The sequence below is a fragment of the Jannaschia formosa genome (genome assembly GCF_003340555.1).
Taxonomy (GTDB): Bacteria; Pseudomonadota; Alphaproteobacteria; order Rhodobacterales; family Rhodobacteraceae; genus Jannaschia; species Jannaschia formosa.
Genome location: NZ_QPLJ01000010.1, coordinates 61,380 through 76,181 on the forward strand (window position 1 = coordinate 61,380; position 14,802 = coordinate 76,181).

The window sequence follows — 14,802 nt, forward strand, 5'->3', positions numbered from 1 at the left end:
AACACCCAGGTGGTGCTGGTATTGATGCTTCTCTTCCTGGCCTTCGTCGGGCTTCTGCCCGTCGCCAGCCAGGCGGAGAACGACTGCAAATCGGCCCGGACCGATTGCGCCCTCTCCTACTAGATGCGGGCACGAGACCCCCGAGATCCGCGCTGCCGGACCATTCCACCGAAAGGATCCTCAGAAGGTCCCGAATGGGCGAAGATCGGCGAAGTCCCGTCGGATCGATCTTGGCGTCCGGCACTTTAGCGAAACGGTCCTGGCGGCATGGCCGCCGGAACCCTGCCGACATGGCGCCGGACCCGAACCCGTCCGGGCGGCAGGTCGGTCCCCCCCCATCGAGACGGCCGAGGACGGGCGAAGCCCGCCAAGGCCGATGCGAAGACGGCGACCCATCCGCGGCCTAGCGGGTTCGCGCCGCTTCGGCGGCCGAGCGGATCTCCCGGATCGCGCGGCCATAGCCTTCGGGCGCGTCGCGCGAGCCATGCTTGAACACCGCGGATCCGGCGACCAGCACGTCCGCTCCAGCCTCGGCCACCAGCGGTGCTGTGGACGGGTCGATGCCGCCGTCGATCTCGAGATGCACCGGCCGGTCACCGATCATCTCGCGTAACCGACGGATCTTGGCGACCTGCGAAGCGAGGAACTTCTGCCCTCCGAAACCGGGATTGACCGTCATCACCAGGATCAGGTCGATATCGTCGAGCAGCATCTCTGCCGCTTCCGCCGGCGTGCCCGGGTTCAGCGCCAGCCCCGCCTTCACCCCCGCTCCCCGGATCGTCTGAAGCGTGCGGTGCACATGTGGACCGGCCTCGGCATGCGCCGTCAGGATGTCGGCCCCGGCTTCGACAAAGCCGTCGATATAGGGATCTATCGGCGCGATCATCAGATGGACGTCCATAACCCCCCGGATATGCGGGCGGATGGCGGCACAGGTCGCGGCGCCGAAGCTGATGTTCGGGACGAAATGTCCGTCCATCACGTCGACATGGACCCAGTCGGCGCCCTGCGCCTCGATCGCCTCGCATTCGGCACCGAAGGCGGCGAAGTCGGAGGCGAGGATCGACGGGGCGATCTTGATGGAACGGTCGAACGTCATGAAAACCCTCCGGTTGGTTCAGGCATCGCGGCCGACGACGCCGTGGTCGGTCACGATGAACGGCAAGGGAACGTCATGCGGCCCGCGCGGCACCTGCGGAAGGCGCTGCGCCTCCAGGGCGAGGCCCACGACCAGCGCCTCCTGCATGCCGGCGAGCGTCCGGTCGTAGTAGCCGCCGCCGTAGCCCAGCCGCGCGCCCGAGGCGTCGAAGCCGCACATCGGCACGATCACGACGTCCGGCACGCGCCAGCCGCCCTCGACGGGGACGGGCACGCCGAACACGCCGGGCTCGGTCGCGCAGCCCGGGGTCCATTCGCGGAACCGCAGCGGCGCGCCCTTGGCCATCACGACGGGGACGCAGATACGGTTGTCGCGCGAGAGCGCGCGCATCGTCCTGACCGGGCTGACCTCGGACCCGATCGGCAGGTAGCCTGCGATCGTCCTGCCGCGCAGATGCATCAGCCGGGCATAGAGCCGTGTCGCCGCCGCCGCGCGTGCCGTCCGGGGCGCGGCGTCGCGCGCGGCCAGGCACCGCTTGCGCAGTTGCGCCTTCATCTCCCGAAGCCTAGCGTCCGCGTCCATGGCCACCTTCGATCACTTCGCCGTCTCCGCCGCAACGCTAACCGAAGGGGCAGCCCATGTCGCGGCGGCCCTCGGCCACGCGATGGGGCCTGGGGGAAAACACGCGCTGATGTCCACCCATAATCGCCTGTCGGGCCTGGGCCCCGGGGAATACATGGAGGTCATCGCCATCGACCCCGACGCCCCCGATCCCGGCCGCCCGCGCTGGTTCGACCTCGACCGGCGCGCGGGGCCGCCGCGAATCGGCAACTGGATCGCGCGCGTGGACGACCTGGACGCCACCCTCGCCCGCTGGCCCCGGGCGGGGCGCCCGCTCGCCTTCGAGAGGGGGCCCTTCCGCTGGCGCATGGCCGTGCCCGACGACGGCATCCTGCCCTTCGACGGCTGCTTCCCTGCACTGATCGAATGGCAGAGCGACGCGCCGGAGTTCCCCGACAGCGGCCTGCGCCTGACGGGCCTGACGCTTCGGCACCCGGAGGGCGAGGCGCTCGCGGCGACGCTCGACGGTCTGATCGACGACCCCCGGATTGCGGTCGCGACCGGTCCGCGCCGCATCGAGGCGCGGCTCGACACGCCGGACGGCCCCCGGACGCTGTCGTGATCGCCCCCGATCTCGACGCCATCGAGGCGCTGGCCCGTGCCACCCGCGATGCGCTTCCCGCGCCCTTCGCGGGCCTCGCCGCCGAGGTGCGGCTGGTGGTCGAGGACTGGCCCTCCGACGACGTGCTGGACGAGATGGAGATCGAGGATGCCTACGACCTGACCGGGCTCTACGAGGGCGTGCCCCTGCCCGACCGCTCGGTCGAGCACCCGGAGCCGCCCTCGACCGTCACGCTCTTCCGCCGGCCGATCCTGGACGAATGGGCCGGGCGGGGCGACGTGACCCTGGAGGAGCTGGTCGCCCATGTCACGATCCACGAGTTCGCCCATCATTTCGGCTGGTCCGACGAGGAGATCGCCCGAATAGACCGCTGGTGGGAGTGAGGCGCGACATGAAGATCGCCGCGTAACCCATCGCCCGAAATGCAGAACGCCCCCGAACCGGGGGCGCGTGCAAACCTTCGGGCCCGACGTGTCAGGCGGCGGCGCGGGACGACAGGATCTCGTCGACCGCCTTCAGCGCGCCGTCCTCGTCCATGTCGTTGACGGCGGCCAGTTCCCGGGTCAGGCGGTCCAGTGCGGCCTCGTAGAGCTGCCGCTCGGAATAGGACTGCTCCCGCTGCTCGTCGTTGCGGTGCAGGTCGCGGACGACCTCGGCGATGGCGATCAGATCGCCGGAATTGATCTTGGCCTCGTATTCCTGCGCGCGGCGGGACCACATGGCGCGCTTGACGCGGGCCTTGCCCTTCAGCGTCGCCATCGCCTTGGTCACGATCTCGGGCGAGGACAGCGAACGCATCCCCACATCCGACGCCTTGTGGGTCGGGACGGACAGCTTCATCTTGTCCTTGGTGAACTGGACGACGAAGACCTCCAGCTCGTATCCGGCCACTTCCTGCTTCTCGACGGCGACGATCTGGCCCACGCCGTGAGCGGGGTAGACGACGAAATCGTTGGGACGGAACTCGGACTTCTTGGCCATGGGCATCCTCATAATAGGTCGCGCCCGCCGGGGATCGGCGACAGAAACCCGCCCCGGAGCGATACCCCGGGCGGCGGATTCGGCGTGACGATGTCGATCCTGCGGCCGGGTGGGCGTGTGGATCAGGTCGGCAGACGAGCTCCGGCCAGAACCGGAGATCGGGACGACCATACCATATTTCAAGACGTCACGGAAGCGCCATGCGTGTTCCGATGCGTCAGCCGCCCTCGCCCGGCGCCTCCGAGAAGAACTCCATCTTGCCCGGTTTGCCGTCCATCTCCTCCGCGTTCGGAAGGGGGTCCTTCTTGGTGATGATGACCGGCCACATCTCGGAATACTTGCGGTTGAATTCCACCCATTTGTCCATGTCGGGCTCGGTATCGGGGCGGATCGCGTCGGCCGGGCATTCCGGCTCGCAGACACCGCAATCGATGCACTCGTCCGGATGGATGACGAGCATGTTCTCGCCTTCGTAGAAGCAGTCGACGGGGCAGACCTCGACGCAGTCGGTGTACTTGCAGGCGATGCAGGCGTCGGTGACGATGTAGGTCATGGGCGCTGTCCTTTCGGGTCTTGGGCAGGGCTTAGCGGGCCGATACCGGCGGTGCAAGATCGACCCTTCGGCCATGCCCTTCACGGCTGCGCGACGGATCGACCCTGCCTCCGGTGCATGCCGCCTCACTCCTCCAGCCGGTCGCGCTCCTGGTCGAGCCGGCGGCGGTCGCGACCCGTTGGGCGCGGGCCGACCCGCGGGACCGGCGCGGGCGAGTTGTCGGCATAGGCCACCTGCGCCTCGGGCGCCGGCCCGCGGCGTTCGAGCAGCGCGACGACCTCGACCACCCGCACCCGCGATCCGGCAGGGAAGGTCAGCATGTCGCCCGGGCCGATGCCGTGCGCGGGCTTCGTGACCCGCGCGCCGTTCACGCGGACATGGCCATCGCTCACTGTTCGCGCGGCGAGGCTGCGGGTCTTGAAGAACCGCGCCTGCCAGAGCCACTTGTCGAGGCGCTGCCGTCCCCCGCCAGTCGGCCGGTCAGGGAGCGGAGCCTCGCTCACTTGCCCTTCAGCGCCGCCAGGGCCGCGAAGGGGTTGTCCGGGTCGATCGCCTTCTCGCGCTTGGGCTTCGCCTCGTAGGTGCGGGGCCCCTGCTCCTTCGGCGGGCGTTTGCTTTTGGGCCCCTGCCCCTTGGCCCCCTTGGCCGGCGGCTTGCCCCGCCCGCGCGGCCGCTCGCCCTGCACTTCTCGGCGGGGGCCGCGTCCGGCCTGACGGCGCGGGGCCCAGGTGAAGGTGTAGAAGGTCTCGGTCTCGGTGGAGCCCTCTGCCTCCGCCTCGGGCTGCTCCGGGGTCTTTTCGGCGGCAGCGCCGTCGGAGGCAGGGTCCGGAACCGTCATGCCGGCCTCCTCGGGCGCCGGGGCGGGCGCGGACTCGACAGCGGGCTCCTCGGCAGCGGGCTCCTCGGCCGCCGCTTCGGACGCGACACCGGCCTCGGACGCGGCGTCGGGATCGGTCTGCGTCTCGGAGGGCTGCGGCTCATCGGAAGCTTGGGTCCCGGCCTCGACCTTCGGCGCGGGTCTGGTCTTGGGACGCTCGCCCTTTTCGGCGTTGTAGCCCAGACCCCCCATCAGGTCCGCGAACTGCTCCAGCGTCATGCCGGTGATCGACAGCATGTCGGGCGTCGCCTCGAACCCGCCACGGCTGTCCAGCGGGCGGATCATGTCGGCCAGCCGTTCCAGCATGTCGATGCGAATCGCCCGCTCTCCGGCCAGCCGGTAGCCCGCCATCGGGTAATAGCCCTCGGGCGCGCCCTTGACGGCGGGCACGGTAACCAGCCCCGGCGGCGGCGCTTCGGGAAACTCGTCCAGCCCCTGCCAGAGCGACCAGAGCACCAGTCGCATCCGCGTCGGCGCGGGCTTCAGAAGCAGCTGCTGGAAGATCGTGAACTGGCCGAAGCGGACGCCGTGGCGGCGAAGCTGGCCCCGTGCCTCCTGGTCGAGCTCCTTGACCTCGGCGGCGACCTCGCTGCGCGGAATCACGCCGATCCCTTCCAGAAGTCGGAAGGCGAAGCCGCGGGCGAGGCCGGTGACCGTCTCGTCCCTCGACAGCGCAAGCAGCGGCTCGAAGGCGCCGGCGATCTTGCGGTCGATGAAGTGCTGCAGCCGGCGCTGGACCTTCTGCATCACCTCGGGCCCGGCCTCGTCGTCGACGAAGGGCTCCACGGCGGGTTTCAGAAGCTCGGACCCCTTGACCAGCTTGCCCACCGCCTGGTCGCCCCACATCAGGCCGCCCTGCTCGGTGAAGTCCATCTCGGTATCGGGCGCGTTGTAGAAGCGGTCGGCCCGCAAGTGAAACTCGGGCCGAAGCGCCTGGGTCGCGGCCTGGCGCACGGTCCTGGCTTCGTCCGGCGAGGTGGTCCCGGTCTGGTGGAAGCGGAAGCCCTCGAGCCGGCCCAGGGTCTCGCCCTCGACCGTCACCTGTCCCTTGTCGTCGATCTCGGCCAAGAGGCCCTCCTTCATCTTCAGCCGCCGGAGCAGCACGCTGGTCCGCCTGTCCACGAACCGGTTCGTCAGCGCCTGGTGCAACGCGTCCGACAGGCGGTCTTCTACCTTGCGGGTCGCCTCGCGCCAATGGTCCTCGTCCTCAACCCAGCCCTTGCGCTGCGCCACGTAGGTCCATGTGCGGATATACGCCAGCCGTTTCGACAGCGTGTCGATATCGCCCTGCACCTTGTCGATGCGCTTGATCTGACGCGCGAACCAGTCGCGGTCGACCCGCCCCGCCCCGTGCAGGAAGTCGAAGATGCGGGCCAGCATGCTGGTATGCTCGCCATGGCTGATCCCCTGGAAGTCGGGAATGCGGCACACGTCCCAGAGCAGGCGCACGTCGCGCGCGTCGCGGATGCGGGACGCCACGGATTCCAGCTGCCACAGCGTCTTGAGCGATTGCAGGTCGTCCGCCTCGCGCCCCTTCACCAGCATCTGCTCCACGGACGGCGCCTCGAGCGAGGCGATCAGCGCCTCGGGCGTGCCGAAGTCGAGCCTGTCGTTGCGCCAGCAGAGCCGGTCGATGGGCTTGAAGCTGTGGTTCTCGATCGCCTCGGCCAGCCCCTCGTCCAGCGGCGCCGCCTCTCCGGTCGTGCCGAAGGTGCCCGGCTCGGTATAGCGGCCCGCGCGGCCCGCGATCTGCGCCAGCTCGTGCGGCATCAGCGGCCGCATCCGGCGCCCGTCGAACTTGGAGGTGGCCGAGAAGGCGACGTGCTTGATGTCGAGGTTCAGCCCCATGCCGATCGCGTCGGTCGCCACGAGGTAGTCGACGTCGCCGTTCTGGTACATCGCGACCTGCGCGTTGCGGGTTCGCGGGCTGAGCGCCCCCATCACCACGGCAGCACCGCCTTTCTGGCGGCGCAGAAGCTCCGCGATGGCATAGACGTTCTCGACGCTGAAGCCGACGATGGCCGTGCGGCCGGGCATCCGGCTGATCTTCTTCGAGCCGGTATGGGTCAGCGCGCTGAATCGGTCCCGCCGGGCGAACTGCGCCTCGGGCACCAGATGCGCGATGGCGGGTCGCATCGTGTCCGAGCCCATGAACAGCGTCTCGTGCAGCCCCCGCATGTTGAGCAGCCGGTCGGTGAAGACATGGCCCCGGTCCGGATCGGCACAGAGCTGGATCTCGTCCACCGCGACGAAATCGGCGCCCATGCCCTGCGGCATCGCCTCGACGGTGCAGACCCAGTAGGCGGTGCGCGGCGGCACGATCCGCTCCTCCCCGGTGACCAGCGCCACGACCGAGGGGCCGCGCGCGGCGACGAGCCGGTCGTATACCTCCCGCGCGAGCAGGCGGAGCGGCAGGCCGATGACGCCGGTGCGATGCGCCAGCATCCGCTCCAGCGCATAGTGGGTCTTGCCGGTATTGGTCGGGCCGAGGACCGCCGTGATGCGGCCTTTCGTCGAAGTCATGAAGGGTCCTTGGCGCTGTTGCAGGGGCCGGTGCGCCTTCCGCCGCGTGGCGCCTGAGGCGGCGTCGGATCCGGGGGCCAGCCCCCGGACCCCCGGGATATTTGTGGAGGGAAGAAGATGGGGCGCGTTAACCTTGACGAAGGGTGAAGCCGTGGGGCTCGGGGCGTCAGAGCGCGCGGTCGCCCAGCTCGCGCTCCAGCCGCTCGATCGCGGCGTTGACGTTCTCCTCGGCGGGGAAGACCTGCTGCGCGCGGCGGAAGGCCTCCAGCGCCTTCTCCTGCTCGCCGAGCTGGTCCATGATGATGCCCAACCCGGCCAGCGCGCCGAAATGGCGCGGCTCGAGGATGAGCGCCTGCTCGATATCCGAGATGGCCGGTCCATAGCGGTCCGTCAGGAAGAAGGCCGTCGCCCGCAGGTTCCAGGCGGCCGCCCAGTCCGGCGCGTGGTCCGTCAGCGCGGTCAGATGCGCGATGGCCCGGGGCCAGTCCTCCGCCTCGATGGCGTCGCGCCCGCGCTCCAGCAGCAGGTCCATCGCGGCGGAGCCGGAATGCGACCAACGCTCCTCGATCTCGCGCGAGAGGCGCCGGGCCTCGACCGCATCCTCGGGCGCGGTCAGCGTGCCGAGCCGGTTGAGCAGGACGTCCGGATCCTCGGACAGGACCTCCTGCGCGGGGGCCGACGTCGCGTAACCGATCGCGAGGGCCATCACGAAGGCGTTGAAGGTGACGCGCAGGTCAATCATCTGTGGGGTCATCCTTCCTGCCGCAGCCTGCGGCCCCCAACCCTTGAGGACCACATGAGCGATATCGTCAACGAAGCCGTCACCCAGCTCTCCCGGAAGATTGGCACCTTCGACGGCAGCGTCAAGTTCGTCATCGAAGACGAGGGCTGCGTCATGGTCGACCAGGCCGGCGTCCGCGAGGGCGACGAGGAGGCCGACTGCACCATGACCGCCGACGCCGAGACCTTCGAGGGCATCCTCTCGGGCGACATCAACCCGACCGCCGCCTTCATGTCGGGCAAGCTGAAGGTCGACGGCGACATGGGCACCGCGATGAAGCTGGGCGGGGCGCTGTCCTGAACCTCGACGCGCCGTTCCTGAAGGCCGCCGCCGGCGGTCCCGACGACGGCCATGCCGTCTGGCTGCGCGCCCCGGACGGGGTGCGGCTGCGCGCCGGCATCTGGCCCGAGGGCGAGGCGGGGACCGTCTTCCTGTTCCCGGGCCGGACCGAATGGGTCGAGAAATACGCCGACGCCGCCGCGCATCTGCGGCGGCACGGCTTCGCCTCGGTCGCGGTCGACTGGCGCGGCCAGGGGATGACCGAGCGGCCGAAGCACAATCGGCGCATCGGCCATGTCAACGATTTCAACGACTACCAGCGCGACGTTCAGGCGCTTCTCGCCCATGCGGAGACGGCCGGCCTGCCCCGGCCCTGGCACCTTCTGGCGCATTCCATGGGCGGGCTGATCGGGCTGCGCAGCCTGATGGACGGCGCGCCGTTCGGCCGCGCCGCCTTCTCGGCGCCGATGTGGGGCCTGCCGCTGGTGCCGCGGACGCGGCTGCTGGCCTGGACGGTCTCCTCTCTGGCCCACTGGGCCGGCCTGGGCGAGCGCGACACCCCCTTCGCGGGCAAGGTCGCCGATCCGACGATGGCGCCCTTCGAGGGCAACCTGCTGACCCGGGACCGCGAGATGTTCGCCTGGATGCAGTCGCATCTGAAGGCCGATCCCGACCTCGCGCTGGGCGGGCCATCGCTCGGCTGGCTCAACGCCGCTTTGCGGGAGATGCACCGCCTTGCCCGCCGCGCGGCGCCCGAGCAGCCCTGCCTGACCCTCCTGGGCACCGACGAGCGGATCGTCGACGAGGACGCCATCCATGTCCGGCTCGCCTCCTGGCCCGATGCGCGGCTGGAGCGCGTGGAGGGCGGGCGCCACGAGGTGCTGATGGAAGACGCCGCCCTGCGGACGCGGCTCTACGACCTCGTCGCGGCGCATCTGCTGGGCTAGGCCAGCTTCCCGGCGTCGAGCCTCAGCACGCGGTCCATCCGCGCCGCGAGCTCCAGATTGTGGGTCGCGATCAGCGCGCCCATCCCGGTCTCGCGCACCAGCGCGACGAGCGCATCGAAGACCGTGTCGGCGGTGCCGGGGTCGAGGTTTCCCGTCGGCTCGTCGGCCAGCAGGAGCGCCGGCGCGTTGGCGAGCGCGCGGCAGAAGGCGACGCGCTGCTGCTCGCCGCCGGACATCTCGGCCGGGCGGTGGTCGAGCCGGTGAGACAGGCCCACGCGGCCCAGAAGGTCCACCGCGCGGGCACGCGCCGCGTCCGGCGCCGCACCGTCGGCCAGTTGCGGCAGGACGATGTTCTCGGTCGCGGTGAACTCCGGCAGCAGGTGGTGGAACTGGTAGACAAAGCCGATCCGCTTACGCCGTGCCCGGGTCCGCGCGCGGTCGCCCTTGCCGGTCATGTCGTCGCCGCCGACGATCACCCGGCCCGCATCCGGCGCGTCGAGCAGCCCCGCGATATGCAGGAGCGTCGACTTGCCCGCGCCGGAGGGCGCGACCAGCGCGCAGACCTCGCCCGGCGCGACCGTCAGGTCGATGCCCGACAGGACCTTGATCTCGTTGGGCTTGCCGAGGTGGTAGCCCTTGGCGATGCCGTCGAGCCGCAGCGCGTCACTCATAGCGCAGCGCCTCGACCGGGTTCATCCGCGCGGCCCGGCGGGCGGGGAAGATCGTGACGACGAAGCTGAGGGTCAGCGACAGGGCGACGGCGGTCAGAACGTCGTCCAGCTCCAGCCGGGCGGGCAGTTGCGAGATATGGCGGAACTGCGGATCCCAGACGCCGCCCCCGGCGATCCAGTTCACGACGTTGAAGACCTGGTCGATGTAGATCGCGAAGAGACAGCCCAGCACGACCCCGATCACCGTGCCCACCACGCCGATGGAGGCGCCGCAGAGAAAGAAGACCCGCAGGATCGTCCCCTCGGTCAGGCCCATCGTACGCAGGATACCGATGTCGCGGCCCTTGTTCTTGACCAGCATGACGAGGCCGCTGGTGATGTTGAGCGTCGCGATCAGGACGAGGATCGAGAGGATGACGAACATGATGTTGTCCTCCATCGTCAGCGCCCTGAGGAACGCGCCCGATGAATCCTGCCAGGTCCAGAGATAGGTCCCCTCCCCCGCCGCATCGATCAGGGCGGGGCCGTAGGCGGCGACCTGCTCCGGGTCCTCCACGGCGACCTGCACCTCGTCGGCCACGCCGACGCGGTTGAAATATTCCTGCGCCTTCTCGAAGGGCATGTAGATGCGGGTCGAGTCGATGTCGTAGCGCCCGACCTGGAAGATGAAGGTGACCGGGTAGGCCACGATGCGGGGGCTGGTGCCGAAGGCCGTCCGCACCCCGTCCGGAGAGATCAGCCGGATCGTGTCGCCTACATCAACGCCCAGATTGCGCGCGATCCCGGTGCCGATGGCGATGCCGGCGTCGAAATCCTCCAGCGAGCCCCGCGCCTCCTCGGGGTTGGCGATGCGCGGCACGCGGGCGAGGTCCTCCCCCTGCATCCCGATCACCTGCACCCCGGCGTTGCGCCCGTTGGCCGTTGCCATCACCTGCCCAGAGACGACCGGAACCGCGCTCTGCACGCCCTCGACCCGGGCGACGGCGGCAGCGACCTCCTCGTAGTTCGCCATTGTGCGGGTCAGCGCGCCGTTGGGCAGCACCTCGCCATAGGCCAGCACACTGACATGGGGGTTGGCGCCGATGATCGTGTCGACGAACTCGTAGCGGAAGCCCGATCGCACGGCGAGCGTCGCGATCAGAGCGAAGACGGCGAGCGCGATGCCGACGAGGCTGATCCAGGTCATGACCGAGATCCCGCCCTCCGAGCGCCGCGCCCGAAGGTAGCGCCAGGCGATCATCCATTCGAAGCGTCTGAACATGGGGCCTCCGCACCGGTTGAGCGTGTAGGTGCGGGGTCCGTAGCGCGGGGTCAAGGCATGGGCGCGAGGCTAGAGGATATCGGGCGAGCCCGCGTGAGAAGAGATTGGGCCCTTGCGGGCGAACGTGCTATGGGCAGGTGGGGGATCAAATGGTGATGGACGAATGAATTACATCTACACGACGCTGACGGCGCTTGCTGTCTTCACACTCGCCGCAGTGGGGCCAACGGTTCAGACCCACGCGGCGACGCAGACCCTCGATGTCGGAACCCAATCGGGCACATATTCGGGGGAGGTTCGCGGCTTCTGGTTCACGGCGCCAACGGACTTCTGGATCACGGGCATCGACGTACCTACGGATGCCTCCACCGGAACCATGGACGTGGCGATCCTGCGTCTGCCGTCGGTTCCGCCCACTTACGCTTCGACAACGACGACGTTCAATATCCTCTTCGAAGCGCTTGACGAGGCGAGCGCGATCGACGGCCTGTCGATCGGGATCGCGACTGGCGACATCATTGGTGTGCTCGGCTACAGGGGCGGAGTGAACTCCTACCGGACCGGTCCGTACGCATCGGACATTTTCGGGAATTCGGTGCAGCTCAACCGCTTCGGCACGCAGAACACGCTAGATGGCGGCGTCGCTGGCTTGCCGGTGTGGAGCGAATCGGGTGGCTCCATCAGCCGTGTCTTCCTCGAGATGTCGGACATCGCCCCGACGGCTTCTCCGATACCGGTCCCGGCTTCGCTGCCGCTGGTCCTGGGTGGATTCGGCGCCCTTCTGGTTCTGCGGCGGAGACGCCGCGCCGCCTGAGCCACCAGACTGCGACAAGACATACGAAGGGCGGCGTCAAGGTTGCGCCGCCCGTTCGGGTTCGCGTCGAAAAGCGATACGTCGACGGCTCTCAGCGATGTGCCGCGTATACCTCCCGCAACCGGCGGATGGCCCCTTCCGGCGACATCTCCACGCTCTCGCCCGTGCGCCGGGACGTCAGCTCCACCTTTCCGTTCGCCAGCCCCCGCGGCCCGACCGTGATCCGCCAGGGCAGGCCAATCAGGTCCATCGTGGCGAACTTGGCGCCCGGACGCTCCTTCGTGTCGTCGTAGAGTACGCTCAGACTCGCCTTCGCGAGCTCGGCATAGATGCCCTCGCAGGCCGAACCGGTCGTGGCGTCGCCCGGCTTCAGGTCGACGAGGCCGACATGGAACGGCGTCACGCCCTCCGGCCAGATGATGCCCTTGTCGTCGTGGTTCGCCTCGATGATCGCGCCGAGCAGCCGGGACACGCCGATCCCGTGCGAGCCCATATGCAGCGGCACGGGCTTGCCGTCGGGACCCTGCACCGTGGCGCCCATCGGCTCCGAATACTTGGTGCCGAAGTAGAAGATCTGACCGACCTCGATTCCGCGGGCCGTGCGCCGCCGCTCCTCCGGGATTTCGGCGAAGACGGCCTCGTCATGGGTCTCGTCGGTGCGGGCGTAGCGCGACGTGAACTCCTTCAGGATCGACTGGCACTGCTCCACGCTGTCGTAGTCGATCTCCCGGTCGCCGAAGGTCAGGTCGGTGACGGCGGAATCGTAGAATACCTCCGACTCGCCCGTCTCGGCCAGCACCAGGAACTCGTGCGTGTCCTCGCCGCCGATGGGGCCGCTGTCGGCGCGCATCGGGATCGCCTGCAGGCCCATCCGCTCGTAGGTGCGCAGGTAGCTGACGAGGTGGCGATTGTAGGCGTGGAGCGCGTCCTCCTTCGTCAGGTCGAAATTGTAGCCGTCCTTCATCAGGAACTCGCGCCCCCGCATGACGCCGAAGCGGGGCCGCATCTCGTCACGGAACTTCCACTGGATGTGGTAGAGCGTCAGCGGCAGGTCCTTGTAGCTGCTGATGTTGGACCGGACGATGTCGGTGATCATCTCCTCGTTGGTCGGCCCGTACAGCATGTCCCGGTCCTGCCGGTCGCGAATGCGCAGCATCTCGGGCCCATAGGCGTCGTAGCGCCCCGACTCGCGCCAGAGATCGGCGGGCTGCAGCGTCGGCATCAGCATCGGGATGTGGCCGGCGCGCTGCTGCTCCTCGTGGACGATCTGCTCGATGCGCTGGAGCACGCGATATCCCAGCGGCAGCCAGGAATAGATGCCGGCGGAGGACTGCTTGATCATGCCCGCACGCAGCATCAGCCGGTGGCTGACGATCTGCGCCTCGGCGGGGGTTTCCTTGAGGACGGGCAGGAAATAGCGGCTCAGGCGCATGAAAGTGCTCCGGGGTCTTGGGTCGCCAGAGCGATAGAGGCCACGCCCCGGCGCCGCAAGCGATCACATCGCCGAGAGCAGGGCGCTTCGCCTTGCCGCACAGGCGCACAGCGGCCTATCTGGTCCGGCCTGCACGGAAGGATCACGCGGATGACCCTGAAAGCCCTCGCCGCCCTGCTCTGCCTCGCGGCGCCGGCCTCCGCCTCCTCGCTCGCCGAGGTGGTGCGCGAGGATGGGCGGTTCACCACGCTGCTCGCGGCGCTCGACGCCGCCGGGCTGACCGAGACCATCGCGGGGGACGGGACCTTCACGCTTTATGCGCCCTCCGACGAGGCTTTCGCGGCACTTCCCTCCGGCACCGTCGAGACGCTGCTGCTGGAGGAAAATCGCGCCCGGCTGGTCGAAGTGCTGACCTATCATCTAGACGACCGCATCCTGACGACCCGCCAGCTGCCCGAGCAGGTGATCCGCGTCCGCACCGTGCTGGAGGGGACCGGCATCTGCATCGCCCGCGTCGCGGACGGGGTCACGGTGACCGACGCGACCGGCGCCGTCGCACGGGTGACCGAAGCGGACATCCGGGCCGAGAACGGGGTGATCCACGCGCTCGACCGGGTGTTGCTGCCCGGGGGCCTGCCGCGCTGCCAGCGGATGTGACCGCGGCAATCGAGGCGAATTGTCCGCGTTCGGGGCACGGGTCCTTACGTTAGATTAAGACCTGCCTGCCAAGACCTCTCGCGAACCAAAGCGAGAGGTGCATGGCGATGTCCATATCCCCCCCCGGCTTCACGATCCCTGCCGCGGTCGCGCTTGAGGCTGCGGAAGACGCGCGTCGCATCCTTGCGGCGCAGGTTGCGGGGCTCGCGGAGGGGGCCGACTGCCTGCTCGACTTTGATGGCGATACGCCAGGCGTCCTCTCGATCCAGCTCGCCGCGTCGGCCCGCCGCACGCTGCTCGACGCCGGTCGGGCGGTCAGCTTCGGTCCGGTGGCGGCCCAGGTCTTCACCGGCGCCCGCGACGGGGACGCACCCGCATGACCAGGTCCGTCCTCACCGTCGACGACAGCGCATCCATCCGCGAGACGATCGCCTTCACGCTCGAAGCCGAGGGGTTCGAGGTGGTCGGCGCCGCCGATGGCAGCGAGGGCCTCTCGCAAGTGCAGAACCGGCGCTTCGACCTCGTGATCACGGATCTCAACATGCCCGTCATGAACGGGTTCGACTTCATCCGCGGTGCACGCGCGACACCGAACGGGGCGGGCGTTCCGATCGTCATGCTGACCACCGAATCGAAGCCCGAAGCCAAGGCCGAGGGCAAGGCCGCCGGCGCCACCGGATGGATCAACAAGCCCTTCGATGGCGAGAAGCTGGTCACCATCGTCAAGAAGCTGGTGGGGTAACG

General features: G+C 69.0%; 18 protein-coding genes. 8 read left to right on the plus strand and 10 right to left on the minus strand.

Going from position 1 to position 14,802, the window contains the following annotated elements:
* Positions 1 to 403: 403 nt before the first annotated feature.
* On the minus strand, positions 404 to 1,099 hold the full coding sequence (gene rpe / locus DR046_RS12145) for a ribulose-phosphate 3-epimerase (RefSeq protein ID WP_115382658.1): 696 nt from the start codon (positions 1,097 to 1,099) through the stop codon (positions 404 to 406).
* 18 nt (positions 1,100 to 1,117) lie between these two features.
* Positions 1,118 to 1,681: a 5-formyltetrahydrofolate cyclo-ligase gene (locus DR046_RS12150; protein ID WP_115382659.1), complete on the minus strand. Its 564-nt coding sequence runs from the start codon at positions 1,679 to 1,681 to the stop codon at positions 1,118 to 1,120.
* Between DR046_RS12150 and DR046_RS12155 the strand changes: the two genes are divergently transcribed.
* Positions 1,680 to 2,282 carry a VOC family protein gene (locus DR046_RS12155; RefSeq protein WP_115382660.1) on the plus strand — a complete coding sequence of 201 codons (603 nt, stop codon included), beginning with the start codon at positions 1,680 to 1,682 and terminating at the stop codon, positions 2,280 to 2,282. The genes DR046_RS12150 and DR046_RS12155 overlap by 2 nt on opposite strands.
* Positions 2,279 to 2,665 (plus strand): metallopeptidase family protein, encoded by a 387-nt coding sequence (locus DR046_RS12160; protein WP_115382661.1) that lies wholly within the window; start codon positions 2,279 to 2,281, stop codon positions 2,663 to 2,665. Before DR046_RS12155 ends, DR046_RS12160 begins: the two co-directional genes overlap by 4 nt.
* Positions 2,666 to 2,756: 91 nt before the next feature.
* Here DR046_RS12160 and DR046_RS12165 read toward each other — a convergent pair whose 3' ends face one another.
* The 5 genes from DR046_RS12165 to DR046_RS12185 all read right to left on the minus strand — a co-directional run bounded on the left by DR046_RS12165 (position 2,757) and on the right by DR046_RS12185 (position 7,958).
* Complete coding sequence (locus tag DR046_RS12165; protein ID WP_115382662.1) at positions 2,757 to 3,269, minus strand: CarD family transcriptional regulator; 513 nt, start codon at positions 3,267 to 3,269, stop codon at positions 2,757 to 2,759.
* Positions 3,270 to 3,480: 211 nt separating this feature from the next.
* A complete protein-coding gene (gene fdxA, locus DR046_RS12170; protein WP_115382663.1) occupies positions 3,481 to 3,816 on the minus strand; it encodes a ferredoxin FdxA in 336 nt (111 codons plus the stop codon).
* Between the two features lie 125 nt (positions 3,817 to 3,941).
* The gene (locus DR046_RS12175; RefSeq protein WP_115382664.1) at positions 3,942 to 4,319 is read right to left on the minus strand and encodes an RNA-binding S4 domain-containing protein; all 378 of its coding nucleotides are present in this window, start codon (positions 4,317 to 4,319) and stop codon (positions 3,942 to 3,944) included.
* Positions 4,316 to 7,216, minus strand: a complete 2,901-nt coding sequence (locus DR046_RS12180; RefSeq protein ID WP_115382665.1) for a helicase-related protein — start codon at positions 7,214 to 7,216, stop codon at positions 4,316 to 4,318. The genes DR046_RS12175 and DR046_RS12180 overlap by 4 nt, the downstream gene beginning before the upstream one ends.
* A 166-nt stretch (positions 7,217 to 7,382) precedes the next feature.
* Positions 7,383 to 7,958, minus strand: coding sequence for a tetratricopeptide repeat protein (locus DR046_RS12185; RefSeq protein ID WP_245190923.1), 576 nt, complete (start codon positions 7,956 to 7,958; stop codon positions 7,383 to 7,385).
* A 54-nt stretch (positions 7,959 to 8,012) separates the two neighbouring features.
* Here DR046_RS12185 and DR046_RS12190 point away from each other — a divergent pair, with 54 nt between their 5' ends.
* Positions 8,013 to 8,297, plus strand: a complete 285-nt coding sequence (locus DR046_RS12190; protein WP_115382666.1) for an SCP2 sterol-binding domain-containing protein — start codon at positions 8,013 to 8,015, stop codon at positions 8,295 to 8,297.
* 80 nt (positions 8,298 to 8,377) lie between these two features.
* Positions 8,378 to 9,223, plus strand: a complete 846-nt coding sequence (locus tag DR046_RS12195; RefSeq protein ID WP_245190924.1) for an alpha/beta fold hydrolase — start codon at positions 8,378 to 8,380, stop codon at positions 9,221 to 9,223.
* On the opposite strand, the gene DR046_RS12200 is transcribed toward DR046_RS12195, so the two are convergent.
* Positions 9,220 to 9,894: an ABC transporter ATP-binding protein gene (locus DR046_RS12200; protein WP_115382668.1), complete on the minus strand. Its 675-nt coding sequence runs from the start codon at positions 9,892 to 9,894 to the stop codon at positions 9,220 to 9,222. The two genes, DR046_RS12195 and DR046_RS12200, sit on opposite strands and share 4 nt — an antisense overlap.
* Entirely contained in the window at positions 9,887 to 11,155 is a 1,269-nt protein-coding gene (locus DR046_RS12205) for a lipoprotein-releasing ABC transporter permease subunit (RefSeq protein WP_115382669.1), read from the minus strand. The genes DR046_RS12200 and DR046_RS12205 overlap by 8 nt, the downstream gene beginning before the upstream one ends.
* Positions 11,156 to 11,318: 163 nt before the next feature.
* Between DR046_RS12205 and DR046_RS12210 the strand changes: the two genes are divergently transcribed.
* Positions 11,319 to 11,969, plus strand: a complete 651-nt coding sequence (locus tag DR046_RS12210) for a hypothetical protein (RefSeq protein ID WP_115382670.1) — start codon at positions 11,319 to 11,321, stop codon at positions 11,967 to 11,969.
* A 91-nt stretch (positions 11,970 to 12,060) separates the two neighbouring features.
* Here DR046_RS12210 and proS read toward each other — a convergent pair whose 3' ends face one another.
* Positions 12,061 to 13,401: a proline--tRNA ligase gene (proS, locus tag DR046_RS12215; RefSeq protein WP_115382671.1), complete on the minus strand. Its 1,341-nt coding sequence runs from the start codon at positions 13,399 to 13,401 to the stop codon at positions 12,061 to 12,063.
* A gap of 150 nt (positions 13,402 to 13,551) precedes the next feature.
* Here proS and DR046_RS12220 point away from each other — a divergent pair, with 150 nt between their 5' ends.
* The 3 genes from DR046_RS12220 (at position 13,552) to DR046_RS12230 (ending at position 14,800) form a co-directional block, all read left to right on the plus strand.
* Positions 13,552 to 14,058, plus strand: coding sequence for a fasciclin domain-containing protein (locus DR046_RS12220; RefSeq protein WP_115382672.1), 507 nt, complete (start codon positions 13,552 to 13,554; stop codon positions 14,056 to 14,058).
* A gap of 107 nt (positions 14,059 to 14,165) precedes the next feature.
* Entirely contained in the window at positions 14,166 to 14,438 is a 273-nt protein-coding gene (locus tag DR046_RS12225; protein ID WP_135227297.1) for a hypothetical protein, read from the plus strand.
* On the plus strand, positions 14,435 to 14,800 hold the full coding sequence (locus DR046_RS12230) for a response regulator (protein WP_115382674.1): 366 nt from the start codon (positions 14,435 to 14,437) through the stop codon (positions 14,798 to 14,800). The genes DR046_RS12225 and DR046_RS12230 overlap by 4 nt, the downstream gene beginning before the upstream one ends.
* Positions 14,801 to 14,802 lie beyond the last annotated feature (2 nt).

Bases quoted from the DNA above. Each gene is read 5' to 3' on its own strand.
- DR046_RS12155 (WP_115382660.1), top strand. From the start codon at position 1,680: ATGGCCACCTTCGATCACTTCGCCGTCTCCGCCGCAACGCTAACCGAA.
- DR046_RS12150 (WP_115382659.1), bottom strand. From the start codon at position 1,681: ATGGACGCGGACGCTAGGCTTCGGGAGATGAAGGCGCAACTGCGCAAG.
- DR046_RS12180 (WP_115382665.1), bottom strand. From the start codon at position 7,216: ATGACTTCGACGAAAGGCCGCATCACGGCGGTCCTCGGCCCGACCAAT.
- proS (WP_115382671.1), bottom strand. From the start codon at position 13,401: ATGCGCCTGAGCCGCTATTTCCTGCCCGTCCTCAAGGAAACCCCCGCC.
- DR046_RS12190 (WP_115382666.1), top strand. From the start codon at position 8,013: ATGAGCGATATCGTCAACGAAGCCGTCACCCAGCTCTCCCGGAAGATT.
- DR046_RS12230 (WP_115382674.1), top strand. From the start codon at position 14,435: ATGACCAGGTCCGTCCTCACCGTCGACGACAGCGCATCCATCCGCGAG.
- DR046_RS12220 (WP_115382672.1), top strand. From the start codon at position 13,552: ATGACCCTGAAAGCCCTCGCCGCCCTGCTCTGCCTCGCGGCGCCGGCC.
- DR046_RS12225 (WP_135227297.1), top strand. From the start codon at position 14,166: ATGTCCATATCCCCCCCCGGCTTCACGATCCCTGCCGCGGTCGCGCTT.
- DR046_RS12210 (WP_115382670.1), top strand. From the start codon at position 11,319: ATGAATTACATCTACACGACGCTGACGGCGCTTGCTGTCTTCACACTC.
- fdxA (WP_115382663.1), bottom strand. From the start codon at position 3,816: ATGACCTACATCGTCACCGACGCCTGCATCGCCTGCAAGTACACCGAC.
- DR046_RS12205 (WP_115382669.1), bottom strand. From the start codon at position 11,155: ATGTTCAGACGCTTCGAATGGATGATCGCCTGGCGCTACCTTCGGGCG.
- DR046_RS12200 (WP_115382668.1), bottom strand. From the start codon at position 9,894: ATGAGTGACGCGCTGCGGCTCGACGGCATCGCCAAGGGCTACCACCTC.
- DR046_RS12165 (WP_115382662.1), bottom strand. From the start codon at position 3,269: ATGCCCATGGCCAAGAAGTCCGAGTTCCGTCCCAACGATTTCGTCGTC.
- DR046_RS12185 (WP_245190923.1), bottom strand. From the start codon at position 7,958: ATGATTGACCTGCGCGTCACCTTCAACGCCTTCGTGATGGCCCTCGCG.
- rpe (WP_115382658.1), bottom strand. From the start codon at position 1,099: ATGACGTTCGACCGTTCCATCAAGATCGCCCCGTCGATCCTCGCCTCC.